At 63.9% G+C, this 22,438-nt stretch carries 23 protein-coding genes; 16 read left to right on the top strand and 7 right to left on the bottom strand.

What is annotated here, in order from left to right:
* Nucleotides 1-32: 32 nt before the first annotated feature.
* The gene (locus tag AB2B41_RS19995) at nucleotides 33-1,127 is read left to right on the top strand and encodes a PQQ-dependent sugar dehydrogenase (RefSeq protein WP_367879599.1); all 1,095 of its coding nucleotides are present in this window, start codon (nucleotides 33-35) and stop codon (nucleotides 1,125-1,127) included.
* A 125-nt stretch (nucleotides 1,128-1,252) separates the two neighbouring features.
* Here AB2B41_RS19995 and AB2B41_RS19990 read toward each other — a convergent pair whose 3' ends face one another.
* A complete protein-coding gene (locus AB2B41_RS19990; protein ID WP_367879598.1) occupies nucleotides 1,253-2,257 on the bottom strand; it encodes a GlxA family transcriptional regulator in 1,005 nt (334 codons plus the stop codon).
* A 193-nt stretch (nucleotides 2,258-2,450) separates the two neighbouring features.
* On the opposite strand from AB2B41_RS19990, the gene AB2B41_RS19985 reads away from it, so the two are divergent.
* Entirely contained in the window at nucleotides 2,451-3,821 is a 1,371-nt protein-coding gene (locus AB2B41_RS19985) for a class II 3-deoxy-7-phosphoheptulonate synthase (RefSeq protein WP_367879597.1), read from the top strand.
* A 54-nt stretch (nucleotides 3,822-3,875) separates the two neighbouring features.
* Here AB2B41_RS19985 and AB2B41_RS19980 read toward each other — a convergent pair whose 3' ends face one another.
* Nucleotides 3,876-4,595: a PAS domain-containing protein gene (locus tag AB2B41_RS19980; protein ID WP_367879596.1), complete on the bottom strand. Its 720-nt coding sequence runs from the start codon at nucleotides 4,593-4,595 to the stop codon at nucleotides 3,876-3,878.
* A gap of 230 nt (nucleotides 4,596-4,825) precedes the next feature.
* Here AB2B41_RS19980 and AB2B41_RS19975 point away from each other — a divergent pair, with 230 nt between their 5' ends.
* From AB2B41_RS19975 to AB2B41_RS19910, 14 genes are all read left to right on the top strand, one after another.
* Entirely contained in the window at nucleotides 4,826-5,716 is an 891-nt protein-coding gene (locus AB2B41_RS19975; RefSeq protein WP_367879595.1) for a YicC/YloC family endoribonuclease, read from the top strand.
* Nucleotides 5,717-5,719: 3 nt separating this feature from the next.
* Nucleotides 5,720-6,373 (top strand): guanylate kinase, encoded by a 654-nt coding sequence (gene gmk / locus AB2B41_RS19970; protein ID WP_367879594.1) that lies wholly within the window; start codon nucleotides 5,720-5,722, stop codon nucleotides 6,371-6,373.
* Nucleotides 6,370-6,891 (top strand): gamma carbonic anhydrase family protein, encoded by a 522-nt coding sequence (locus AB2B41_RS19965; RefSeq protein ID WP_367879593.1) that lies wholly within the window; start codon nucleotides 6,370-6,372, stop codon nucleotides 6,889-6,891. Before gmk ends, AB2B41_RS19965 begins: the two co-directional genes overlap by 4 nt.
* A gap of 5 nt (nucleotides 6,892-6,896) precedes the next feature.
* Nucleotides 6,897-7,946, top strand: coding sequence for a sensor histidine kinase (locus AB2B41_RS19960; RefSeq protein WP_367879592.1), 1,050 nt, complete (start codon nucleotides 6,897-6,899; stop codon nucleotides 7,944-7,946).
* Between the two features lie 141 nt (nucleotides 7,947-8,087).
* A complete protein-coding gene (locus AB2B41_RS19955) occupies nucleotides 8,088-9,128 on the top strand; it encodes a substrate-binding domain-containing protein (protein ID WP_367879591.1) in 1,041 nt (346 codons plus the stop codon).
* An 89-nt stretch (nucleotides 9,129-9,217) separates the two neighbouring features.
* Complete coding sequence (gene pstC / locus AB2B41_RS19950; RefSeq protein WP_367879590.1) at nucleotides 9,218-10,687, top strand: phosphate ABC transporter permease subunit PstC; 1,470 nt, start codon at nucleotides 9,218-9,220, stop codon at nucleotides 10,685-10,687.
* Nucleotides 10,687-12,015 (top strand): phosphate ABC transporter permease PstA, encoded by a 1,329-nt coding sequence (gene pstA / locus AB2B41_RS19945; protein ID WP_367879589.1) that lies wholly within the window; start codon nucleotides 10,687-10,689, stop codon nucleotides 12,013-12,015. The genes pstC and pstA overlap by 1 nt, the downstream gene beginning before the upstream one ends.
* Nucleotides 12,016-12,025: 10 nt before the next feature.
* On the top strand, nucleotides 12,026-12,823 hold the full coding sequence (gene pstB / locus AB2B41_RS19940) for a phosphate ABC transporter ATP-binding protein PstB (RefSeq protein ID WP_367879588.1): 798 nt from the start codon (nucleotides 12,026-12,028) through the stop codon (nucleotides 12,821-12,823).
* Nucleotides 12,824-12,827: 4 nt separating this feature from the next.
* Nucleotides 12,828-13,535: a phosphate signaling complex protein PhoU gene (gene phoU, locus AB2B41_RS19935; protein ID WP_367879587.1), complete on the top strand. Its 708-nt coding sequence runs from the start codon at nucleotides 12,828-12,830 to the stop codon at nucleotides 13,533-13,535.
* Nucleotides 13,536-13,544: 9 nt separating this feature from the next.
* Entirely contained in the window at nucleotides 13,545-14,234 is a 690-nt protein-coding gene (gene phoB, locus AB2B41_RS19930) for a phosphate regulon transcriptional regulator PhoB (RefSeq protein WP_367879586.1), read from the top strand.
* A 67-nt stretch (nucleotides 14,235-14,301) separates the two neighbouring features.
* On the top strand, nucleotides 14,302-15,930 hold the full coding sequence (locus AB2B41_RS19925; protein ID WP_367879585.1) for an amidohydrolase: 1,629 nt from the start codon (nucleotides 14,302-14,304) through the stop codon (nucleotides 15,928-15,930).
* Nucleotides 15,927-16,835, top strand: a complete 909-nt coding sequence (locus tag AB2B41_RS19920) for a CobW family GTP-binding protein (RefSeq protein ID WP_367879584.1) — start codon at nucleotides 15,927-15,929, stop codon at nucleotides 16,833-16,835. The genes AB2B41_RS19925 and AB2B41_RS19920 overlap by 4 nt, the downstream gene beginning before the upstream one ends.
* 130 nt (nucleotides 16,836-16,965) lie before the next feature.
* Nucleotides 16,966-18,054, top strand: coding sequence for a chemotaxis-specific protein-glutamate methyltransferase CheB (cheB, locus tag AB2B41_RS19915; protein ID WP_367879583.1), 1,089 nt, complete (start codon nucleotides 16,966-16,968; stop codon nucleotides 18,052-18,054).
* A complete protein-coding gene (locus tag AB2B41_RS19910; RefSeq protein ID WP_367879582.1) occupies nucleotides 18,054-18,560 on the top strand; it encodes a chemotaxis protein CheD in 507 nt (168 codons plus the stop codon). Before cheB ends, AB2B41_RS19910 begins: the two co-directional genes overlap by 1 nt.
* Nucleotides 18,561-18,599: 39 nt before the next feature.
* On the opposite strand, the gene AB2B41_RS19905 is transcribed toward AB2B41_RS19910, so the two are convergent.
* The 5 genes from AB2B41_RS19905 to AB2B41_RS19885 form a co-directional block, all read right to left on the bottom strand.
* The gene (locus tag AB2B41_RS19905) at nucleotides 18,600-18,962 is read right to left on the bottom strand and encodes a hypothetical protein (protein WP_367879581.1); all 363 of its coding nucleotides are present in this window, start codon (nucleotides 18,960-18,962) and stop codon (nucleotides 18,600-18,602) included.
* Entirely contained in the window at nucleotides 18,962-19,348 is a 387-nt protein-coding gene (locus AB2B41_RS19900; RefSeq protein WP_367879580.1) for a response regulator, read from the bottom strand. Before AB2B41_RS19900 ends, AB2B41_RS19905 begins: the two co-directional genes overlap by 1 nt.
* Before the next feature lie 52 nt (nucleotides 19,349-19,400).
* A complete protein-coding gene (locus AB2B41_RS19895; RefSeq protein WP_367879579.1) occupies nucleotides 19,401-20,252 on the bottom strand; it encodes a CheR family methyltransferase in 852 nt (283 codons plus the stop codon).
* Nucleotides 20,249-20,707: a chemotaxis protein CheW gene (locus tag AB2B41_RS19890; protein WP_367879578.1), complete on the bottom strand. Its 459-nt coding sequence runs from the start codon at nucleotides 20,705-20,707 to the stop codon at nucleotides 20,249-20,251. Before AB2B41_RS19890 ends, AB2B41_RS19895 begins: the two co-directional genes overlap by 4 nt.
* The coding region (locus AB2B41_RS19885; protein WP_367879577.1) for a chemotaxis protein CheA at nucleotides 20,704-22,438 on the bottom strand (1,735 nt) is incomplete at its 5' end. The genes AB2B41_RS19885 and AB2B41_RS19890, both read right to left, overlap by 4 nt.

The raw sequence follows: 22,438 nt of genomic DNA, 5'->3' as shown, positions 1-22,438 counted from the left end.
CCGTGAACCTTGTTTTCAGCGGGAGAATGACAATGCGGTTTCCGAAATCCTGTACCAATTTCCTGCTTGCCTGCGCGCTGTCGCTTGCGGCTGCCGTTACGGCAACGGCACAGCAAGACTGGCAGATTCAACCCGTGGTTACCGACCTCGATACCCCCTGGGCCGTCGCCCCCCTGCCGGAGGGCGGGGCGCTGGTGACTGAGCGCGACGGGCGGCTGCTCCACGCCACCCGAGAAGACCTGCGCGAGATCGGCGGCGTCCCGAGGGTGGCGACACAGGGGCAGGGTGGCCTGCTCGACATCACGCTGGCCCGCGATTTTGAACAGACCCGCACGCTCTTTCTGACTTACGCCAAGCCGCAGGGCGGGGGCAGCGGCACGGCACTGGCCCGGGCGATTTTTCCCCAAGGTGCCACGCAACTTGAAGACGTGATCGAACTTTTTGCTATGAAGCCCGGCAGCTCCGGTAGCAGGCATTTCGGCTCCCGCGTGGTCGAAGCCCCGGATGGCACGCTTTTCGTCACCATCGGCGACCGGGGCGACCGCCCCGCCGCGCAGGACCTTTCGCGCCATAACGGCACCATCGTCCGCGTGACCCGCGACGGGCGCATCCCCGCCGACAACCCCTTCGTCAACCAGGCGGGCGCGCTGCCCGAGATCTGGTCCTACGGCCACCGGAACCCGCAGGGCGCGGGGCTTGATCTGCAAGGAAACCTCTGGACCGCCGAACACGGCGCGCGCGGCGGGGACGAGGTGAACCTGGTCAAGAGGGGCGCAAACTACGGCTGGCCAGTGATTTCCTACGGGGTGCACTACTCGGGTGCAAAAATCGGTGAAGGCACGTCGAAGCCGGGCATGGAACAACCCGTCTTCTACTGGGACCCGTCCATCGCCCCCTCGGGCCTGCTGGTTTATTCGGGCAAGATGTTCCCTGACTGGCGCGGGCACATGTTCGTGGGATCCCTGAAATTCGACTACATCAGCCGCCTTTCCGGCAGCCCCTTCCGCGAGGTCGAACAGATCCGCACGCCCCATACCTCGCGCGTCCGCGACATCGTCGAAGCGCCCGACGGGTCGATCTGGTTCATCTCCGTGGGCGAGGGCGCCGTCTTCCGCATCACGCGCTGACGCCCTGTCTCCCGGCTCCGGACCTCTGGGAAGGTGAGTCCCGCAGTGCCTGCACCGCTTGAATTTACCTGAACCACCCGGTCCGCTGTCACACTGCCGAAGAGCGAAAGCGATGAGGCCCCGCCTCAGATCGAAAGGCGCGCCGCATGGCTGCCGCGTTCGCGGTAGGGCGTGGTCTCGTAGTGCGCACGGTAACACTTGGAGAAATGCGACGGTGAGGCGAACCCACACGCCAGCGCCACGTTGATCACGCTCATGTCCGTCTGCATCAAAAGGTTGCGCGCTTTCTGCAACCGCAGCTCCATGTAATACCGCTTGGGCGAACGGTTGAGGTAGCGCCGAAACAACCGCTCCAGCTGCCGCGTGGACATGCCCACCTCCTTGGCCAGAAGCGAGGGGCTGATCGGCTCCTCGATGTTGTTCTCCATCATCTGGATCACCTGGCTCAGCTTCGGATGACGCACCCCGATGCGCGTCGGTACGGACAGGCGCTGCGTGTCCTGATCGGTGCGGATCGAGGAATAGATCAGCTGGTCGGCCACCGCATTGGCCAGTTCCTCGCCGTGATCGTCGGCGATGATCTTGAGCATCAGGTCGATGGATGACGTCCCGCCCGCCGTCGTCAGCCGGTTCCCGTCAACGACAAAGACCGACTTCGTCAGGTCCACCTCCTGGAATTCCTCGGCAAAGCTGTCCTGGTTCTCCCAGTGGATCGTCGCACGCTTGCCGTCCAGAAGGCCCGCCTTGGCCAGCGTGTAGGACGCGGTGCAAAGCCCGCCCACCACCAGCCCCTTGCGGGCCTCGCGGCGCAGCCAGCCCAGCATCTTCTTGGTGGTCGCGTCCTGCACGTCGATGCCGCCGCACACCATGATCGTGTCGTCCCGGCTCAGCTCGTCGAGATCGTGATCGGCCTGGAACAATACCCCTGCCGAACAGGCGACCGTCTTCCCCCCTTCCGCCATGGTGGTCCAGGCATAAAGCTTCCTGCCGCTCATCCGGTTGGCGATGCGCAGGCTGTCGATCGCCGTGGCAAAGCAAAGCAGGCTGAACTGGTCGAGCAGGACAAAGACGAAACGGCGCGGCTTGTCGGTTTCCTGAGGAATGCGGGTGGCTGAGCGCGGCGCGGACATCGCAGCGTCCTTCGTTCTTGTTGTTTTCGCGTGCCACATCGGGGGGAAATCTGCGGCGTGGTTCTGACCTTGCTCATGCCGGAAGGTCAAGGTCAAGAGGGGCGAAATGGGTTCTGGTCACCGCGCACGGGCTTTTGTATAGACGAAAACCTGATAGCGCTGCCAGGCAGCGCACCGACCGGAGGGAACGACCATGAGCACATGGAGCAAATCAAGCTGGCGCGCGAAACCGCGGATCCAGATGCCCGACTATCCCGATCAGGCCGCCCTCGAGGCGGTCGAGGCGCAGCTGGCGCGTTACCCGGTCCTTGTCTTTTCCGGCGAGGCGCGCAGGCTGAAAAAGCAACTCGGCGCGGCCAGCCGTGGTGACGCCTTCCTTTTGCAGGGCGGCGACTGCGCGGAAAGCTTCGAGCAGTTCAGCTCGAACGCGATTCGCGACACTTTCAAGGTCATGCTGCAGATGGCCGTGGTCCTGACCTACGGCGCCAAGGTGCCCGTGGTGAAGGTGGGTCGCATGGCCGGCCAGTTCGCCAAGCCGCGCTCGGCCCCGACCGAGGTCGTGAATGGGGTGGAACTGCCCAGCTACCGCGGTGATATCATCAACGATCTGGACTTCACCGCCGACGCGCGCATCCCGAACCCCGAAAAGATGCTGCGCGCCTACACCCAGGCAGCGGCCACGCTGAACCTGCTTCGGGCCTTCTCGACCGGGGGCTACGCCGACGTGCACCAGGTGCACGGATGGACCCTCGGCTTCACCGACAACGAGCGCGCCGAGAAATACCGCGAGATCGCCAACCGCATCTCCGACACGCTGGACTTCATGTCGGCTGCAGGTGTGACCGCAGATACCGCGCATACCCTGCAGACGGTTGATTTCTACACCAGCCACGAGGCGCTGCTTCTCGAATATGAAGAAGCGCTTTGTCGTCAGGACAGCCTCACGGGGCAGTGGCTTGCCGGGTCGGGTCACATGATCTGGATCGGCGACCGCACCCGCCAGCCCGATGGCGCGCACGTGGAATTCGCCTCCGGCGTGCTGAACCCCATCGGGCTCAAGTGCGGCCCCTCGATGACCGCCGACGACCTCAAGAAGCTGATGGCCAAGCTGAACCCCGAGAACGAAGCCGGGCGCCTCACGCTGATCGCGCGCTTTGGCGCGGGTTCCGTGGGCGAGCACCTGCCGCGCCTCATCAGGGCGGTGCAGGAAGAGGGCGCCAATGTCCTTTGGACCTGCGACGCGATGCACGGCAACACGATCAAGTCGTCCTCGGGCTACAAGACGCGCCCCTTCGACTCCGTTCTGCGCGAGGTGCGGGAGTTCTTCGGCATCCACGCCGCCGAGGGCACGATCCCCGGTGGTGTGCATTTCGAGATGACGGGCCAGGACGTGACCGAATGCACCGGCGGTGTCCGCGCGGTCTCCGACGAGGATCTGTCGGATCGCTACCACACCGCCTGCGACCCGCGTCTGAACGCCAGCCAGTCGCTTGAGCTTGCCTTCCTCGTGGCCGAGGAACTGTCGGCGCATCGTCAGAAACAGGCCACCAAGGCCGCGGGCTGATCTTCGGCCGACCATTTGCGGCATCGCCCCCGGGCGGTGCCCGATGGCCGTGACCTAGTCTTCGGATTTCACCAGCCGCAGATACGGCGGGCGCTTCTTGGCGCCCCGGGCCGCGAAGGGGCTTTGCTCTTCTTGCATGCCGCGCCGTGCGGGCAAAGCGGGCTCGCCTTGCACCGTGGGCTGCCGTGCGTCCTGCCGTGTCAGTGGCGCGGGCAGCGGGGGCTGTCCCGGCGCGATCTGCAGAACCTCCTGCGCGGTGATGTCAAAGCGGCGCGGGCTCAGGCCGATGTCCCCTTTGGTGACAAGGCAGCCCAACACCCGGCTCACGTCGCCCAGATCGCTTTTGAGGGGCAGCAGGACCATTCGCCCTTCGAGCGCGCCACGTTCCGGCCCCGCAGGTGAGGCGAGCCGCAAGGTGCCGATGGCTGGCGTCTGGAACACCACTTCAAGCATGTCGGCGACGACGCTCCGCGCCGCGGGGCTGAAGAAGGTGGTCAGCGGCATCCCCCGGGTTTCCATCCCGATGATGTCATGCAGGTGGTTCCCCGCAATGCGCAGCCGCGCGATGCCCGGTGCCACCCGTTCCAGGATGAAGGCGTTCTCGAGCGCCTGTTCGATCCCGCGTGGATCGATGTCCGAGCGCTTGGGCAACAACCGCGCACCGCGGATCGCCTCCCAATAGGCCTCGACCTGCGCAATCGCAGCGTATCCGGTTTCTGGCTGGTAGTCTGACATAACAACGACATTTTGCTCGTTAAGGGTGTACTTGTCCATGATCCTTCATCCATACCCTGAAAAGGCGCGCCCGACGACACGGGACGCTCCAAGCAGGGCGTTAACTGTTGAGGCGGCGGCTCCACACCAATGCCTTAATATTGCCTTAATACACCAATCCCGCCACATTTCGTGACAAATTCGAAACTCTGGTTAATACGGGACAGGGCTTGCCCCCCGTGTCCGTTTCGCCCTATCCCGGTGCCGAGCGGGGGCAAGGAGACGGCCGAATGATCAAATCCATGACGGGCTTTGCATCGCGCAGCGGCACCGATGCCCCCTTCAGCTGGGGCTGGGAGTTGCGCAGCGTGAACGGTCGCGGGCTCGACATGCGCCTGCGTGTTCCTGAATGGGTCGACGGGCTGGAATCCGGTCTGCGAAAGCAGCTTGGCCATGTCGCCGCGCGCGGGAATATCACCTGCAACCTGCGCCTGACCCGCGAGGAAGGGGCCGCAGGCTACGAGGTGAACGAGGCTGCGCTGCACGCGATCCTCGTCGCCCTGCACCAGATCGAGGCGCGGGCGATGGATGCTGGCGTCTCGCTTGCCCCGTCCAAGGCCACCGACATCGCCAACATGCGCGGCGTGCTCGAGGCCGCCGCACCGGACGAAGACACCGGGCCCCTTTGCGCGGCCCTGCTGGCGGACTTCGAAACGGTGCTGGCGGATTTCGATGCGATGCGCGCCCGCGAGGGCGCGGCGCTGGCCGACGTCCTTCGGACACAGCTTGAGGAGATCGAGACGCTGACCGCCGAGGCCGCCGGTCTGGTCGAGGCCCGGCAGGCCGATCTTGCGGAAACCCTGCGCACCAATCTCGCCCGCGTGCTCGACAATGTCGACGGGGCCGAGCCCGACCGCGTCGCGCAGGAGCTGGCGATGATCGCCGTGAAATCCGACATCACCGAGGAGCTTGACCGCCTGACCGCCCATGTCGCCGCCGCCCGCGAACTGCTGGCCAAGGGCGGGCCGGTGGGTCGCAAGCTCGACTTCCTGATGCAGGAATTCAACCGCGAGGCCAATACGCTCTGCTCCAAGGCGCAGTACAAGGCGCTGACGCAAGTCGGCCTCGCCCTGAAAGCGGTGATCGACCAGATGCGTGAGCAGGTCCAGAATGTGGAATAGACCATGACCAAGACCCCCGCCGACCGTCGCGGCCTTCTGATCATTCTCTCCTCCCCATCTGGTGCCGGCAAATCGACGCTGGCCCGGCGGCTGATGAAATGGGACGAGACGTTGCAATTTTCGGTCTCCGCCACCACGCGCAAGGCCCGTGAAGGCGAGGTTGATAAGAAGGACTACTATTTCGTCAGCGATGCGGAGTTCCGCAAGATGGTTGCGGCAGGGGATATGCTGGAACACGCCCATGTCTTCGGCAATTTCTACGGCTCGCCCAAACCGCCCGTGGAAACCGCCATAGAGGCGGGACGCGACGTGCTCTTCGACATCGACTGGCAGGGCGCCCAGCAGATCCGTAACTCAGCGCTCGGGCCCTATACCCTCTCGATCTTCATCCTGCCGCCCTCCATCGCCGAATTGCACCGACGCCTTGTCAGCCGCGGGCAGGACACGCCCGAGACCATCGCGAAACGCATGCAGAAAAGCTGGGACGAGATCAGCCACTGGGACGGGTACGACTACGTGCTGATCAACGACGATCTGGACGCCACCGAGGAAAAGCTGAAAACCATCATCAAGGCCGAACGGCTCAAGTTCGCGCAACAACCGCGCCTGACCGACCACGTGCGCGCCCTTCAATCGGAATTCGAGGACCTGCAATGACCATCTACACGCTCGGAGAATTTACGCCCACCATCGACGACAGCGCCTGGGTCGCACCCGATGCCAACATCATCGGCAACGTCGTGCTCGAGGCGAACGCCTCGGTCTGGTTCTGCTCGACGCTGCGGGGCGATAACGAGGTGATCCATGTCGGGCGCGGCAGCAACGTGCAGGAAAACTGCGTCTTTCACACCGACATGGGCTATCCGCTGACTATCGGCGAAAACTGCACCATCGGTCACAAGGTCATGCTGCACGGCTGCACCATTGGCGACAATTCACTGATCGGCATGGGGGCTACCGTGCTGAACGGGGCGAAAATCGGCAAGAATTGTCTGATCGGGGCAGGGGCGCTGATCACCGAGAACAAGGTCATCCCCGACGGCTCGCTCGTGATGGGGGCGCCCGGCAAGGTGGTGCGCGAATTGGACGATCAGGCCATCAAAGCGCTCACGGCAAGTGCGCTCCACTACAGCGAGAACGCCGCGCGTTTCCGCAGCGATCTCAAGCCGCTTTGACCTGAATGCCCGACCGCGATCTGCTGCCGGATATCCTCGCCGCGCTGCCGCTGCCCGCGCTGGCGATCAACCGGAACGAGCGGATCGTGGCGATCAACGATGCCGCAAAGGCGCTGGTCCCGTCAGGTGCGATGGGGCGGCACTTTGTAACCGTCCTGCGCCAGCCCACGCTTGTTGAAGCGGTCGAAAAGGCGCTGCGCGAGGGCACGCCCGGGCACGCCAGCTATCTTGCCGGGACCGTGGACAAGAAAGTCACCTACGATGTCAGCCTGCGCCCCGTGGCCGCAACGGGCACCCTGGTCCTCAGCTTTCAGGACATCACTCACGAGGCCGAGGCAGGCCAGATGCGCCGCGATTTCGTCGCGAACGTCAGCCATGAGCTGCGTACGCCCCTGACGGCACTGATGGGGTTCATCGAAACTTTGAGCGGACCGGCCAAGGACGACCCCGCCGCGCGCGAGCGCTTTCTCGGGATCATGTCGGGCGAGGCCGAGAGGATGAACCGCCTTGTCGGCGATCTGCTCTCCCTCAGCCGGGTCGAGGCCGAGGAACGGGTGCGCCCCACCGCGAAGGTCGATCTGGTCGAAGTGCTGCGCAGCACGATGCGCAATCTCAACCCGCTCGCCGTCGACAACGATGTCGAGCTGCGCCCCGATCTTGGACCGGCGCCCTTGCCGCTGCTCGGAGATGCCGACCAGTTGCTGCAAGTCTTCACGAACCTAGTCGAAAACGCCATAAAGTACGGCGGCAAGGGCAAACCCGTGGAGATCAAGGCCGGGACCAACCTCCGCGACCCAGCGCTGCGCGGCCCGGCGGTGCGCGTGACGGTCGCCGATCATGGTCCGGGCATCGATCCCGTACACCTGCCGCGCCTGACAGAGAGATTCTACCGTGCCGACAGTCACCGGAGCCGCGCGCTCGGGGGGACTGGTCTTGGCCTCGCCATCGTGAAACACATCCTCAACCGCCACCGGGGCAGGCTCAGAATCGCCTCCGAACCGGGTCAGGGCGCGTCGTTCACAGTGATCCTGCCTCTTGATCTTGCGGCTGGATGAAAATTTTTAACAAAATCCTGCAAAATCCGTGGCTGTCATAAAACTGTAACACGACTGTCACAAAAGCTCAGCGAACCGTGCCTAGACGGGCGTCAAGATCACCATGGGGGTGGTCAAGAACCCGAACTGACAGGAGACACCATGTCACTGACCAAACTCACCACATCCGCGCTGGCCATTGCAGCCCTTTCCGCCACCGCTGCCGCCGCGCGTGACCAGGTGCAGATAGCAGGCTCTTCCACCGTGCTGCCCTATGCCTCCATCGTTGCCGAACTCTTCGGCGACAACACGGATTTCCCCATTCCCGTCGTGGAATCGGGCGGCTCCTCTGCTGGTCTCAAGCGTTTCTGTGAAGGCGTGGGCGAAAACACCATCGATATCGCCAACGCGTCGCGCCAGATCCGCGAAAAGGAGATCGAGGCCTGCGCCGCGAACGGCGTGACCGACATCATCGAAGTGCGCATCGGCTATGACGGCATCGTCTTTGCGTCGCAGCAGAGTGGCCCGGCCTTCACCGCATTCGAGCCTTCCGATGTTTTCAACGCCATCGGCGCCAAGGTGCTGAAGGACGGCGCGCTGGTCGACAACAGTCACAACACCTGGGCGGACTTCAATTCCGATCTGCCGGATACGGAAATCGCCATGTTCATCCCGGGTACCAAGCACGGCACCCGCGAAGTGTTCGAAGACAAGGTGCTGCTGAAGGGCTGCGAAGAAACCGGCGCCATGAAGGCAATGATCGACGGCGGCATGTCAGAAGATGACGCCGAGGATGCCTGCCTTGACGTGCGCCAGGACGGGCGCTCGGTGGACATCGACGGTGACTACACCGAAACGCTGGCGCGTATCGACGCGAATACCGATGGTATCGGCGTCTTCGGCCTTTCGTTCTACGAGAACAATACCGACAAGCTGAAGGTCGCGACCATGGGCGGCGTGTCGCCCTCGACCGAAACCATCGCGTCGGGCAAATACCCAGTTTCGCGCCCGCTGTTCTTCTACGTCAAGAAGGCGCACATCGGCGTGATCCCCGGCCTGAAGGAATTCGCAATGTTCTTCGTCGCGGATGAGCTGGCTGGTCCCGACGGCCCGCTTGCCAACTACGGCCTTGTCTCGGACCCCGAGCTGAGCGAAACGCAGGCGGCGGTTGCCGAGGAAAAGACCATCGGCGCAGGCTCCTGAGCCGCCGCTGACATGAATTGAATACCCGGGGGCGGCATGGGTCGCCCCCGGCCTGTTCCGGGCTTCTTTCCGGTGAACTGTGGGGCGATATGCCGATCTTGTGGGTTCTTCTGATTGTCCTCGCGATTGCGGCGGCGGGCTATTGGGCCGGTCGCGCGCGGGTGCTGAGCCAGACCGGCGGCGACCGCCGCACGATGCATTCGCTTCCCAGCTACTACGGCGGCAACGTGGTCATCAAATCCATCGTCCCGGCGCTCTTGGCCATGTTGCTGTGGCTTCTGATCCAGCCCATCTTTGTCAACAACGCTGTCTCGGGCATGATTCCGGCAGAGGTCGTGGCGCAGACGTCCGGCGATCTGGTGCTTTCCGAAGTGCGCCGCGCGGCCGCGGGTCTGAACGCGGCGGTGGATGCGGGTGTGATCGAGGCTGACCTTGCCGCCGACAGCAGCGCGCCGCTGGAAGACGTCGCCGCCGCATTGAAGGAAGCCGGGGCCGTCCTGACCTCGGAACTGACGGAACCTGTGCTGCGCGCTGCACAACGCTACCGCAACCTGACGGCCACTGGCTATGGCGTGATGTCGATGGTCGTGATCGCCCTCGCGATCCTCGGCGCGCTCTGGGGTCTGCGTGAGGCTGTCCCAATGTTTCGCGCGCGAAACAAAGTGGAAGAGGCCGTCCGGATGCTCCTGATCGGCGCGGCCTCCATCGCGATCCTGACGACGCTCGGCATCGTTTTGTCCCTTGTTTTCAATACCATCGAATTCTTCCGTCTCTACCCGGCGTCGGACTTCTTCTTTGGCCTGAACTGGGCGCCCAGCTTTTCGGGCCGGGGCGGCAGCTCCGATCTGGGGGTGATCCCGCTGCTTTGGGGTACCCTGTATATCTCCATCGTGGCGCTTGCGGTGGCCATTCCCATCGGCCTCTTCGCCGCGATCTATCTGTCAGAATACGCCACACCCCGTGTCCGATCCATCGCCAAGCCGATGCTGGAGATCCTCGCGGGCATTCCAACCATCGTCTACGGCCTTTTCGCGCTGCTGACCGTCGGGCCGCTGCTTGTGTCCGTCTTTGGCAAGGAAGGTCTGAACATCATGCAGGCCGGTACGGCGGTTGTAACGGCGGGGCTTGTCATGGGCATCATGCTGATCCCCTTCGTCTCTTCGCTGTCGGATGACATCATCAACGCGGTGCCGCAGGCCCTGCGCGACGGCTCCTACGGGCTGGGGGCCACGAAATCCGAAACCATCCGGCAGGTGATCCTGCCCGCCGCGCTTCCGGGTATCGTCGGGGCGATCCTGCTGGCCGCCTCGCGCGCCATCGGCGAGACGATGATCGTTGTCCTCGGGGCAGGCGCGGCGGCGCGGCTGTCGCTGAACCCTTTCGACGCCATGACCACGGTGACGGCCAAGATCGTGAGCCAGCTGACCGGCGACGCCGATTTCGCCAGCCCCGAGGCGCTTGTGGCCTTTGCCCTTGGTATGACGCTTTTCGTCATCACCCTGGGGCTCAATGTCTTCGCACTCTACATTGTGCGCAAATACCGGGAGCAGTACGACTGATGTCCGACGCAACCATCGACACCGCCCCCCGTCCGCAGCATAAATCCCTGCTGGAAGTGGATGCGCTCACCCGCAAGCGCAACGCCGCAGAGAAGCGGTTCCGCGCCTACGGGATTGCCGCGATCCTGACGGGTCTGTTCTTTCTCATCGTGCTGGCCGTGACCATCGTCCGCTCCGGTATCCCTGCCTTTACCCAGACCGTTGTGGGCGTGAACTTCACCCTGAGCGCCGAGCAATTCGCGGAAGCCGAGGGACAGCTTTTCAAGACCAAGGCCTACGAGCAGCTTCTGATCGAGGAAATCCGCGGCCAGCTGGAGACGCGTGGCCTGACGGTCGACTTCGACGCGAAGGCCATCGAGCGGCTGCTCGGCAAGCCCGGCGGCACCCTGCGGGAGCATTACCGCGCGAACGAGGCCGACCTTGGGCAGCCCGTTTACTTTGAGCTTGCCGCCGCGTCCCGTGTCGACGGGTATCTCACCGGGCGCGTGACGCGGGACACGCTGCAAGACAGCCGCTTTCTCGAAGCCTCGGACCTTGATCTGATCGACGCGCTGGTTGAGGCGGGGATCATCACGCGGGCCTTCAACTGGAACTTCATCACAGGCGCGGATTCAGGCGTGGACAATCCCGGCGGCGCGGGCATCGGGGCGTCGGTGATCGGGTCGTTCTTCATGATGCTGGTGGTGCTGGTCCTGTCGCTGCCTATCGGCGTGGCGGCGTCCATCTACCTAGAGGAATTCGCGCCCCAGAACCGGTTCACGGACCTCATTGAGGTGAACATCTCGAACCTTGCCGCCGTGCCGTCCATCGTTTTCGGCATCCTTGGCCTTGCGGTCTTCATCCAGTTCATGCACCTGCCGCAGTCCGCCCCGCTGGTCGGTGGGTTGGTGCTGACGCTGATGACGCTGCCGACGATCATCATCTCCACCCGCGCCTCTTTGAAGGCGGTGCCGCCCTCGATCCGCGAAGCCGCGCTTGGGGTCGGTGCCTCCAAGATGCAGACCGTGTTCCATCATGTGCTGCCGCTGGCGATGCCCGGTATCCTGACGGGCACAATCATCGGCCTGGCACAGGCGCTGGGTGAGACTGCGCCGCTTTTGCTGATCGGCATGGTGGGTTTCGTCGCGCGCGGCTACCCGGAAGGGTTCGTGGCGGGCTTTACCGAGCCGAACTCGGCCATGCCCGCGCAGATCTATACCTGGGCCGCGCGTGCGGATGCCGGATTTTACGAGAAAGCCTGGGGCGGGATTATCATCCTGCTGCTGTTCCTGCTGGCAATGAACATCCTGGCCATCATCCTGCGCCGCCGGTTCGAGCGGCGCTGGTAAGGTGCTGAACATGAGAGACAATATGACTGCGGAGAAAGACGTGGAAACCAAAAACGTTAAGATCGCGGCCCGCGGCGTGCAGGTCTATTATGGCGACAATCACGCCATCAAGGACGTGAACGTGGATATCGAGGACAACACCGTCACGGCTTTTATCGGCCCGTCGGGCTGCGGCAAGTCGACCTTTCTGCGCTGCATCAACCGCATGAACGACACCATCGACATCTGTCGGGTCGAGGGCGATATCCGCATCGACGGAGAAGACATCTACGACAAGAACGTCGATCCGGTGCAGTTGCGGGCCAAGGTGGGCATGGTGTTCCAGAAGCCGAACCCTTTCCCGAAGTCGATCTACGACAACGTGGCTTACGGTCCGCGCATCCACGGTCTGGCGCGCAACAAGACGGAGCTGGACGAGATCGTCGAACGCGCTCTCAAGCGCGGGGCGATCTGGAACGAGGTCAAGGACCGGCTGCAAGCCCCCGGCACGGGTTTGTCTGGCGGCCAGCAGCAGCGGCTTTGCATCGCGCGCGCCATCGCGACGGAGCCCGAGGTCCTGCTGATGGACGAGCCCTGTTCCGCGCTCGACCCGATTGCCACGGCGCAGGTGGAAGAGCTGATCGACGAGCTGCGCGAGAATTATTCGGTGGTGATCGTCACGCACTCCATGCAGCAGGCCGCGCGGGTCAGCCAGAAGACGGCGTTCTTCCACCTTGGCCACCTGGTGGAATACGACGACACCGACAAGATCTTTACCGCCCCCGAAGACGAGCGGACGGAAAGCTACATCACAGGACGTATTGGATAAAACCATGGCCGATCAACACATTGCATCTGCATTCGACCGCGATCTGGAGGCTGTGCAGGCCCAGATCATGAAGATGGGCGGCATGGTCGAAGACGCCATCCGCCTTGCCGCGCAATCGCTTGAGACCCGCGACGAGGAACTGGCCGAGAAGGTGCGTGGCGCTGACCGCGCCATCGACGCTCTGGAGAACCAGATCAACGAGAACGCCGCGCGGGTGATCGCGCTGCGCGCCCCGACGGCCATCGACCTGCGGCTTATCCTGAGCGTGATCAAGATCAGCGCAAACCTGGAACGCATCGGCGACTACGCCAAGAACATGGCCAAGCGCACCAGCGTTCTGAGTAATTTGCCGCCCGTGAACGACAGTGCGGGGGCCATACGCCGCATGGCGCGCACGGTCGAGGGGATGCTGAAGGATGCGCTTGATGCTTATATCCAGCGCGACGCGGAGCTTGCCCGCGACGTCATTGCCCGGGACGAAGACGTCGACCAGATGTACAACGCGCTTTTCCGTGAATTCCTGACCTTCATGATGGAGGATCCGCGCAACATCACCGCCTGCATGCATCTGCATTTCATCGCCAAGAACACCGAGCGCATGGGGGATCATGTGACCTCCATCGCCGAGCAGGTGGTCTACCTTGTCACGGGCGAGCATCCGGATGACGCGCGGCCCAAGGCCGACAAGACCTCGATCGCCTCGGAGGGGTAGGGGGGGCCGGTGTCCGTCACTCAACCCCATGTTCTGCTGGTCGAGGATGAACCGGCGCAGCGCGAGGTGCTGGCCTACAACCTCGAGGCCGAGGGCTATGCGGTGAGCCGCGCCGAGAACGGCGAGGAGGCCATGTTGCAGGTGGCGGAGATCACGCCGGATCTGGTTATCCTCGACTGGATGATGCCACTGATGAGCGGGATCGAGGTCTGTCGTCAACTCAAGACCCGAGAGGAGACGCGGAATATTCCGGTGATCATGCTCTCGGCGCGTTCCGAGGAGGTGGATACGGTGCGCGGGCTGGAAACAGGCGCGGACGATTACGTCGTAAAACCCTTTTCCCTGCGCGAACTGATGGCGCGGGTGCGTACGCAGCTGCGCCGCTCGCGGCCTGCGGCCAGTGGTGAGCTGCTGATCTATCAGGACATCACGCTGGACCCCGAGCGGCACCGGGTGACGCGCGGGGACCGGGAGTTGAAGCTGGGGCCGACGGAGTACCGCTTGCTGCTAACCCTGCTCGAAAAGCCCGGGCGCGTTTTGAGCCGTGACCAGTTGCTGGACCTTGTCTGGGGGCGCGACATCTACGTCGATACGCGCACCGTTGACGTGCACATTGCACGGCTGCGCAAATCCCTGACCCAGGCGGGCGAGGAAGACCCGATCCGCACGGTGCGCGGAGCGGGATATTCGCTGGGCTGAGCGCGCGGCGATTGCTTTCCGCGTCCGGACGTGCTGCCTTGGCAGGGCAAGGCCAAGGGGGGCGCAGATGGCGGATATCACGGTTTATCGGGCAAGGAAGATCATCACTATGGACGCCAACCGTCCCGAGGCGACGCATGTTGCTGTGATGGACGGCAAGATACTGGCCACGGGCGGTGCGGATTGTGCCGATGCCTGGGGGGCGGTGACCCACGACGACACCCTTTCCGAGACGGTGCTGTTGCCCGGGTTCGTCGAGGGCCACGCGCATATGATGGCCGGAAAGATGTGGGATTTCGCCTATGCGGGTTATCACGACCGGATCGACCCGCAGGGGAAGCTGCATACGGGTATGACCGTTATCGACGCGGTGATCGCGCGGCTGTCAGAGCGGGCGGCAAGTTTGCCCGACGGTGCGCCGCTCTTTGCCTGGGGGTTCGATCCGATCTTTCTGCCGACGGAGCGATTGAGCCGCCGCCACCTCGACGCTGTCGCAACAGACCGTCCCATTGCGGTGATGTTCTCGAACTTCCATCTGATGTGCGTGAACTCCGCCGCGCTGGAACTGGTCCAATACTCCGCCGAGACAAACCTTGAAGGGGTGATCAAGGACGACAGCGGCAAGCCCACGGGCGAATTGCAGGAGATGGCCGCCATGTTCCCGGTGTTGCGCCGGATCGGGGTGGATTTCCGCACGCTGTCGCAGGGAGAGGATGCGCTGCGCTCTTACGCGGATGTCTGCCGCAGGGCGGGGGTGACGACGGTGACCGACCTTTATTCCTCGATGGAGGACGAGGACCTTGAGGCGATGCTGCGGGTCACCGGCGCGGAGGATTTCGGCGTGCGGATCGTGCCCGCCCTTGGCGCGACCGGCCAGCAGCCGGAGGCGCTGGCGCAGCGGGCGCTGCGGCTCAAGGCGCGCTCCACCGACAAGCTGCGGCTGGGGGCGGTCAAGCTGATGACCGACGGGTCGATACAGGGCTGGACGGGCCGGGTGAAATGGCCGGGATACGTGGGTGGCCAGCCAAACGGGCTCTGGAACAGCACGCCCGAGGAGATTTTCGCACTGTGTGAGGCGATGTACAAACACGGGGTGCAGATGCATATCCACGTGAATGCGGACGAGGCCTCGGAAGTGTCACTCGATGCCTGCGAGGCGGCGGCGCGCAAGCATCCCTGGCCGGGGGCGCGGCATGTGTTCCAGCACTGCCAGATGATGGGGGCCGACCAGTTCGCGCGGGCGCGGGATCTGGGGATTTGCTGCAACATCTTCTCAAACCATCTTTGGTACTTCGGTGACCAGCACGTGGCGCTGACCATCGGAGAGGACCGGGCCACCCGGATGAATGCCGCGCGGGCGGCGCTGGATGCGGGGGTGAACGTGGCGATCCATTCGGACGCGCCGGTGACGCCAATGGGGCCCTTGTTTACCGCCTGGTGCGCGGTCAATCGTCAGACGATGTCGGGGCGGACGCTGGGGGAGGCGCAGCGGATCACGGTGGCAGAGGCGTTGCGGCTGATCACGCTGGGCGCTGCCTATACACTGAAGCTTGACAGTGAGATTGGCAGCATCGAGACCGGCAAGATCGCGGACTTCGCCATTTTGGGCGAGGACCCGCTGGCGGTTGCTCCCGAGTCATTGAAGGATGTGCCGGTGCTGGGGACTATCTCGGGCGGCAAGGTGCTTTGGGCATGAACCCGCTGCTGCTTACGGTGATCAGCGGCTACCTTGGTGCGGGAAAAACGACGCTGATCAACAGGTTGCTGGCCGATCCCAAGGGATTGCGGCTGATGGTGATGGTCAATGATTTCGGGGCGATCAATGTGGACCGGTCGCTGATCGCGGCGGAGGGCGAGAATGTAATCGCCCTGACCAACGGCTGCGTCTGCTGCACGATGGGCGCGGACCTGTTCATGGCGCTGGGTGACTTGCTGGACCGCAGGCCGAGGCCCGATCACCTGATCATCGAGGCGAGCGGCATCGCCGACCCCAAGGCCATTGCCAACACGGCCATCGCGGAGCCCGAACTGCGCTACGCGGGGATCGTGACGCTGGTCGATGCGCTCAATATCCTCGATCTGCTGGGCGATCCGCTGGTCGGGCCACAGGTACGCCAACAGATCGCCGTGGCAGACCTGGTGCTGCAGACGAAGCGTGAGACGCGGGATGAGCGGCTGGATGCGGCATTTGTCTCTATGGCGCTGCGCGTGCCAGAGATACTCAGCGCCGATGCGCTTTCCGTACTCACGCTGGATGGCGACAAGGAAAAGGTTGCCGGGTTCAGCGCTGCGCATCCGGAGTACGTCAGCTGGCACCTGCGACCGGAAACGCCCGTGTCCTGCGACGTGCTGAAGGAGGCCCTGGGGGCGCCGCCGGCGGGGCTTTACCGGCTGAAGGGCGTGCTGCGCACGAATCGCGGACAGAAGGCCGTCCATCTAGTCGGAAAACAATTTTCGATCAGCGCTTTGGAGGGTGAAGTTGAACCAGTTCTCGTCGGGCTTGGCCCAAGGGGGCGGCTCAGCGAAGAGGAAGTCACTGCCTGGTGGGACGCGATTTGTGCGGCAAGTGCACGCGATGTGCAGCCAGTCGGCGAAACCTGACGCCTTGGGGGCGTCATAAGCATCGCAGCTTAATCGGCCATTCATTCTTGTGCTCCATTAAGGGCCGATGACGCGGGTGCGCGGGTGTTGCCGCGCGCGGTTAGCATCGTCAGCGCGGGACAGGAACAACATGCACCTGGGTGAAGAGCCTCTGCGGTCGATGGGGGCGATGTATTCGAAAAAGAAGGTCGTGATCGTGGACGATTCGCGCTCGATCCGGCATTGGCTGCGTCTGGTTCTGGAACGCGATCCACGGCTGGAGGTCGTGGGAGAGGCCGATTGCGCGGCTTCCGCGCGGGACGTGATCAAGCAGACCAATCCCGATGTCATCACGCTCGACATCGAGATGCCCGGGATGAACGGCCTTGCCTTTCTGGAACGGCTCATGGCGCTGCGGCCCATGCCGGTGGTCATGATTTCGGCCGCCACGCAAAGCAATTCCGAGGCCACGATCACGGCGTTGTCGCTGGGGGCAGTGGACTGTATCCTCAAGCCCGCAAACGCCGCGGACAGCGCGACCTGCCGGGATATCACGCGCCGGGTGTTCTCGGCCGCCTGCAGCACGGTCCAGGTCGGCCGCCGCGCCAGGCCCGCGGCGCCGGCTGCAATCGGACGCCGCACGGGGCCGATGCCCATTATCCTGATCGGCGCCTCGACGGGCGGTGTGGGTGCTTTGGAATCCGTGCTGGCCGATCTGCCTGTCGATGCGCCGCCGGTGGTCATCGTGCAGCACATGCCGGGAGCCTTTCTGGTGAGCTTTTCGCAGATGCTGAACCGTCAGCTGCCTCAGGATGTGGCCATCGCGCGCGAGGGCGAGGCGCTGGAGGACGGTCAGGTGCGGCTGGCACCGGCCATCGGCAAGGACACGCAGGTCAGTCGCCGGGGCGGGGTCTGGCAATGCCACTTCGTTCAGCCGGCTCAGGACAGCCTCTATTGTCCTTCGGTCGACAGCCTGTTCCTCTCGGCACGGGAGGCTGCGACCGACGTGATCGCGGTGATCCTGACGGGGCTTGGCCGGGACGGGGCGGCGGGCCTGCTCGATCTGCGGAGCGCCGGGGCCGCGACGCTGGGACAGGATGCGGCCAGCAGCGTCGTCTACGGGATGCCGCGCGCTGCCTGGGAGGCGGGTGCCGTGGCCGAACAATTGCCCCTGTCCCAGATCGGCGGCGGGATCATGCGCGCGGTCGAGAAACACGCGGCGGGGCGCGGGCGGGGATGATGAAGCGGATCGTCATTACCCAGGGAGAACACTGCACCAGCGCCGATCCGGATGCCACGATCTCGACCCTGCTGGGCTCTTGCGTGGCCTGCTGCCTCTGGGACCCGGTTGCGCGCGTCGGGGGCATGAACCACATGCTGCTTGCCGTGCATCCCAAGGGCGGCATCCAGAGCGAGAGCCTGTCGGGTGTCAATGCGATGGAACTGCTGATCAACGATCTGCTGAAGCTGGGCGCGATGCGCCACAGGCTCATGGCCAAGGCCTTTGGCGGGGCACGGATGATCAGCGGGCTGTCAGATATCGGCCCTGCCAATTGTGCCTTTGCGAAGGCCTATCTTGAGCGCGAGGGCATAGAATGCGTGTCGGAATCGCTGGGCGGTGAGCTCGCGCGTCACGTGGTATTCGTGCCAACCACCGGCGTGGCGCGTGTCAAGGTTCAGCGCGGTGCGCCGGAGATCGCGCCGGTGGTGCCGACGCCGGTCGGCAATGGACTGGAGCTGTTCTGAGGCGTGGTGCACGGGGTGCGTGAGGGTTTTCGGAAGCGCTTAGAACAAGTCCACGTCGCCGAGGCTTTCATCCTGGGCGACGGCCCAGTGGCTTCGGGACTTGCTTCGCAAGAGATGACGTGTGGCATCGAGGCGGAGCTGTGCGCCGATCCCGGGGGGCAGGTCGCCCTTGGACTGCCGCGACAGCGCCAGCGTGAGGATCGCGAGATCCTCGAGTGACTGGCGCACGAAATCAAGCCGTTGCAGCCGGGTGATGCCGGAGGTGGCCTGTGACAGGCCGCTGCCCAGTTCCTCGCCGATCACGAATTCGACGGCGTGGATCTCATCGGCCAGCCCGTCGAGGTATTCCGAGAGGCGTCCCAGCACGCCCCCCAGCGTCAGTTCCGGCGCAGGCTCCTTCATCACAGGCGACCGACGACCGCCTCGATGCAATTGCGCAGATCATCCGGCTGAAACGGCTTCTTGAGGTAGTTGTTCATGCCCAGCTTCTTGCCGTGGTCGATGATCTGCTGCTCGGCCCTGCCGGTGATCAGAACAAAGCCCACCTTCTGGGTCTTGGGCGTGGCGCGCAGATAGTGGAGCAGTTGCAGCCCGTCCATCTCGGGCATGTTATAATCGGAAATGACCAGATGCGCGGGTTTGGTCGCAAGCGCCTGCAGGGCCTGCCTGCCATTCTCGGCCGTGGCGACGTTGCGCACCCCGAAGGCGTCGAGCGCCTGGGTAATCAGGCCGCGACTGGTGGACATGTCGTCCACCACCATTATCCGAATTTGATCACGCAGTGCCATGGGTCAGCATCCTTGAGGGTTGTAAGTGTGGCGGTCCGTCATGGCTGTGCCGTCAGGACGCGATTGGTCGATAGGTCGTGGGCCCGGTGCAGTCGAAGCCATAAGCGCCTGGATCAGCGATCCGCTCCGAATGGCCGAGAAATAACACGCCATCGGGGGCGAGTGCGGCGTGCAGACGGGGCCAGAGCCGCCGCTGCGTTTCGACATCGAAGTAAATCACCACGTTCCGACAAAAGATCACGTCGAAGCGCCGCGTCATGGGCCAGGGGGCCAGCAGGTTCAACTCGTTGAAACGGATCAGGCTGGTCAGGCTGGGCAGCGCCCTGAAAAACGGCTCGGATTCGCCCAGGTCCTCGCGGCTGAAGTATTTTTGCAGAAGTGTTTCAGAGACACCGCCCATCAGCCGTTCGGGATAGAGGCCACGCCGGGCGAACTGCACCACCTCGCTGTCGATGTCGGTGGCGAGAATACGCAGGTCTAGAGAGCCTGCGGTCGGCGTATGGTCGATCAGCCGCATCGCGGCCGAAAGCGGCTCCTGCCCATTGGAGCAGCCGGCGGACCAGATGCGCATGGGCTTTCCGGCGCGCAGATCGGGAAGGCGTTTCTCAAACTCCCCGATCATGGTGTCGTAGTGATGGCTTTCCCGGAAAAAGTGGGAGACGTTCGTGGTCAGCGCCGAGATGAGGTAGCGCAGCTCTCCCTTGCCCTGCTCGGACTGCAGCAGGGCGCTGTAGGCGGAGAAGTCGGGCAGACCCAGATCGCGCAGCCGGTGGCGCAGGCGCGAGCGGATCATCGAGCTTTTCTCCTCGACCAGCGTCAGGCCGCTTTCCCGGTACGCCAGATCGGCGATGGCGCGGAAGCTGACGGGGTCGAGATCAGCCGATATCTGCATCTGTGCCGTCATGCAGCCACGCCTTCGGCGACGTTGATCGTCGCGGCAAGGTCGAGCACGCGGATCATCCGCTCGTCGATCAGTGTGAGCGCGCTAACCACAGCCTCGGCGGGCGAGGACGACAGCTCGGGCGGCGGCTGCATGTCCTCGGGCGAGAGGGCGACGATGTCGGAGACCGCATCGACGAGGAGGCCTGTCATCGTCTCGTCCAGCTTCACGACGATGATCACGTTGCGTTCGTTCTGGTCACGCTTGGGCAGGCCGAGACGGCTGGAAAGGTCCATGACCGGCAGGACGGTGCCGCGCAGGTTGATCACACCCTTCATGTAATGGCGCGCATGAGGCAGGGGTGTCGCGTGGGTCCATCCCCTGATTTCGCGCACCGACATGATGTCGAGGGCATATTCCTGATCCGCGATGCGGAAGGTCAGCAGCTCGATGCTTTTGGGACTGGATTGCACGCTCATGCCGAAAGACCTTCTTGCGGTGTGGGGGGCGGCGCGCGGTGCGGGGTGGCTGCGGAGCCGATGATGTCGGAAGGATCGAGGATGAGCGCGATCTGGCCATCGCCGAGGATCGTCGCGGCGGCGACGCCCGGCGCGCGGTGAAAGCTGTCGTCGAGGCCCTTGATCACCACCTGGCGCTGGTCGAGGATATTGTCGATCACGAGCGCGGCCCGGCTCTCGTCCTCCTGCGCGATCAACAGGGCGACGCAACCGTTGAAATCCGTTACCGGATCGCGGTAGCCGAGCGCATGACCAAGGTCGAAAAGCGGCACGAAACCGCTGCGCACCTCGATCACGTGATGGCCCGGGCGGACCATCTGCACGCTCCTGTCGTCGAGCGTCAGCGTTTCGATCACAAGGTTGAGGGGCAGGACCAGCGTTTCCCCAGCGACCTCGACCACCATGCCGTCGAGCACCGCCAGCGTGAGTGGCAGTGAGATCGAGAAAGTCGTGCCCTTGCCCGGCTCTGAGGTGGTCGTGATGCGGCCGCCAAGGGCCTGTATGGCCGTACGGACCACATCCATGCCGACGCCACGGCCCGAAAGATCTGACACCACGGAAGCGGTGGAGAAGCCGGGCAGGAAGAGCAGATTGTCGATTTCGCTATCCGACAGGTTGGAATCGAGAGGGATCAGCCCCTTGTCGATGGCGATCTGCAGGACCTTGGGGCGGTTGATCCCGCCGCCATCGTCCGCGACCTCGATCACCACGCGGCCCGAACGATGGGCGGCGCTGAGCGTGACCCGGCCTTGCGGGTCCTTTCCTGCCTCAATCCGTTTCTCGGTGTTTTCAAGGCCGTGATCCACGGCGTTGCGGATCATGTGGGTCAGCGGATCGGCAAGCCGTTCGATCACCGTCTTGTCGACCTCGGTCGCCTCGCCGATGGTTTGCAGGCGCACGTCCTTGCGCACGGCAGCGGATGCCTCGCGGACGATGCGGGACATGCGCTGGAACAGGGATTTGACGGGCTGGGCGCGGATCATCATCACGCTGTCCTGGATATCGCGGGTGAGGCGCTGGAATTCCTCCAGCCCGCTCATGGGGTCGGAATGGGGCGAGAGGCCCGATTGTTCGAGGCTCTGGCTGAGCATGGCCTGGTTGATCACCAACTCGCCCACGAGGTTGACCAGCCGTTCGATCCGGTCGAGGTCGACCCGGACCACGGATTTCGCCGCGGCGGAGGCCGCCTGTTTGCCGCCCCTGTCGCCTGCCGGGGCGGCCTCGGGCGGCGCTGGGGGCGGGGGTGAGGCAACGGGGGCATCGGGCACGGGGGCAAGCGCTTCGTCCTCATCCGCCGGGTCGCTGTCGGATACTGTCGCGGGAACGTCCTCCAAGGGAGGCGTGTCCGGGATGTCTTCTGCCGCAGTCTCCGACCCGTCGGCGCGGCTGATGTCGAGGGTGCAGAGCCCCTCGACGAATTCAAAGATCGAGGCGATCTCGGCCTCTTCGACTTCGGTGACGAGGGTGATTTTCCAGCTCAGATGGGGGATCTCGGGCACAAGCGATGCGAAGTCGGGGAGTTCCGATGTGTCGCAGACGACCTGCATCTCTCCCAGTTGCTGCAGGTTGCGCAACAACAGCGCCGGTTCGTTGCCGGTATCGAAGAGTTCGGCTTGCGGGATGGGGTGGATGGCTCCTGCTCCATCGGCGTCGCAATGCGCCATAATGCAGTTGTCACGAACTGCTAGGAGA

Source organism: Sulfitobacter sediminis (assembly GCF_040811725.1).
GTDB classification, from domain to species: Bacteria; Pseudomonadota; Alphaproteobacteria; order Rhodobacterales; family Rhodobacteraceae; genus Sulfitobacter; species Sulfitobacter sediminis.
This window is presented reverse-complemented; position numbering and strand designations above follow the sequence as displayed.

Bases quoted from the DNA above. Each gene is read 5' to 3' on its own strand.
- AB2B41_RS19995 (WP_367879599.1), top strand. From the start codon at position 33: ATGCGGTTTCCGAAATCCTGTACCAATTTCCTGCTTGCCTGCGCGCTG.
- AB2B41_RS19990 (WP_367879598.1), bottom strand. From the start codon at position 2,257: ATGTCCGCGCCGCGCTCAGCCACCCGCATTCCTCAGGAAACCGACAAG.
- AB2B41_RS19985 (WP_367879597.1), top strand. From the start codon at position 2,451: ATGAGCACATGGAGCAAATCAAGCTGGCGCGCGAAACCGCGGATCCAG.
- AB2B41_RS19980 (WP_367879596.1), bottom strand. From the start codon at position 4,595: ATGGACAAGTACACCCTTAACGAGCAAAATGTCGTTGTTATGTCAGAC.
- AB2B41_RS19975 (WP_367879595.1), top strand. From the start codon at position 4,826: ATGATCAAATCCATGACGGGCTTTGCATCGCGCAGCGGCACCGATGCC.
- gmk (WP_367879594.1), top strand. From the start codon at position 5,720: ATGACCAAGACCCCCGCCGACCGTCGCGGCCTTCTGATCATTCTCTCC.
- AB2B41_RS19965 (WP_367879593.1), top strand. From the start codon at position 6,370: ATGACCATCTACACGCTCGGAGAATTTACGCCCACCATCGACGACAGC.
- AB2B41_RS19960 (WP_367879592.1), top strand. From the start codon at position 6,897: ATGCCCGACCGCGATCTGCTGCCGGATATCCTCGCCGCGCTGCCGCTG.
- AB2B41_RS19955 (WP_367879591.1), top strand. From the start codon at position 8,088: ATGTCACTGACCAAACTCACCACATCCGCGCTGGCCATTGCAGCCCTT.
- pstC (WP_367879590.1), top strand. From the start codon at position 9,218: ATGCCGATCTTGTGGGTTCTTCTGATTGTCCTCGCGATTGCGGCGGCG.
- pstA (WP_367879589.1), top strand. From the start codon at position 10,687: ATGTCCGACGCAACCATCGACACCGCCCCCCGTCCGCAGCATAAATCC.
- pstB (WP_367879588.1), top strand. From the start codon at position 12,026: ATGAGAGACAATATGACTGCGGAGAAAGACGTGGAAACCAAAAACGTT.
- phoU (WP_367879587.1), top strand. From the start codon at position 12,828: ATGGCCGATCAACACATTGCATCTGCATTCGACCGCGATCTGGAGGCT.
- AB2B41_RS19925 (WP_367879585.1), top strand. From the start codon at position 14,302: ATGGCGGATATCACGGTTTATCGGGCAAGGAAGATCATCACTATGGAC.
- AB2B41_RS19920 (WP_367879584.1), top strand. From the start codon at position 15,927: ATGAACCCGCTGCTGCTTACGGTGATCAGCGGCTACCTTGGTGCGGGA.
- cheB (WP_367879583.1), top strand. From the start codon at position 16,966: ATGCACCTGGGTGAAGAGCCTCTGCGGTCGATGGGGGCGATGTATTCG.
- AB2B41_RS19910 (WP_367879582.1), top strand. From the start codon at position 18,054: ATGAAGCGGATCGTCATTACCCAGGGAGAACACTGCACCAGCGCCGAT.
- AB2B41_RS19905 (WP_367879581.1), bottom strand. From the start codon at position 18,962: ATGAAGGAGCCTGCGCCGGAACTGACGCTGGGGGGCGTGCTGGGACGC.
- AB2B41_RS19900 (WP_367879580.1), bottom strand. From the start codon at position 19,348: ATGGCACTGCGTGATCAAATTCGGATAATGGTGGTGGACGACATGTCC.
- AB2B41_RS19895 (WP_367879579.1), bottom strand. From the start codon at position 20,252: ATGACGGCACAGATGCAGATATCGGCTGATCTCGACCCCGTCAGCTTC.
- AB2B41_RS19890 (WP_367879578.1), bottom strand. From the start codon at position 20,707: ATGAGCGTGCAATCCAGTCCCAAAAGCATCGAGCTGCTGACCTTCCGC.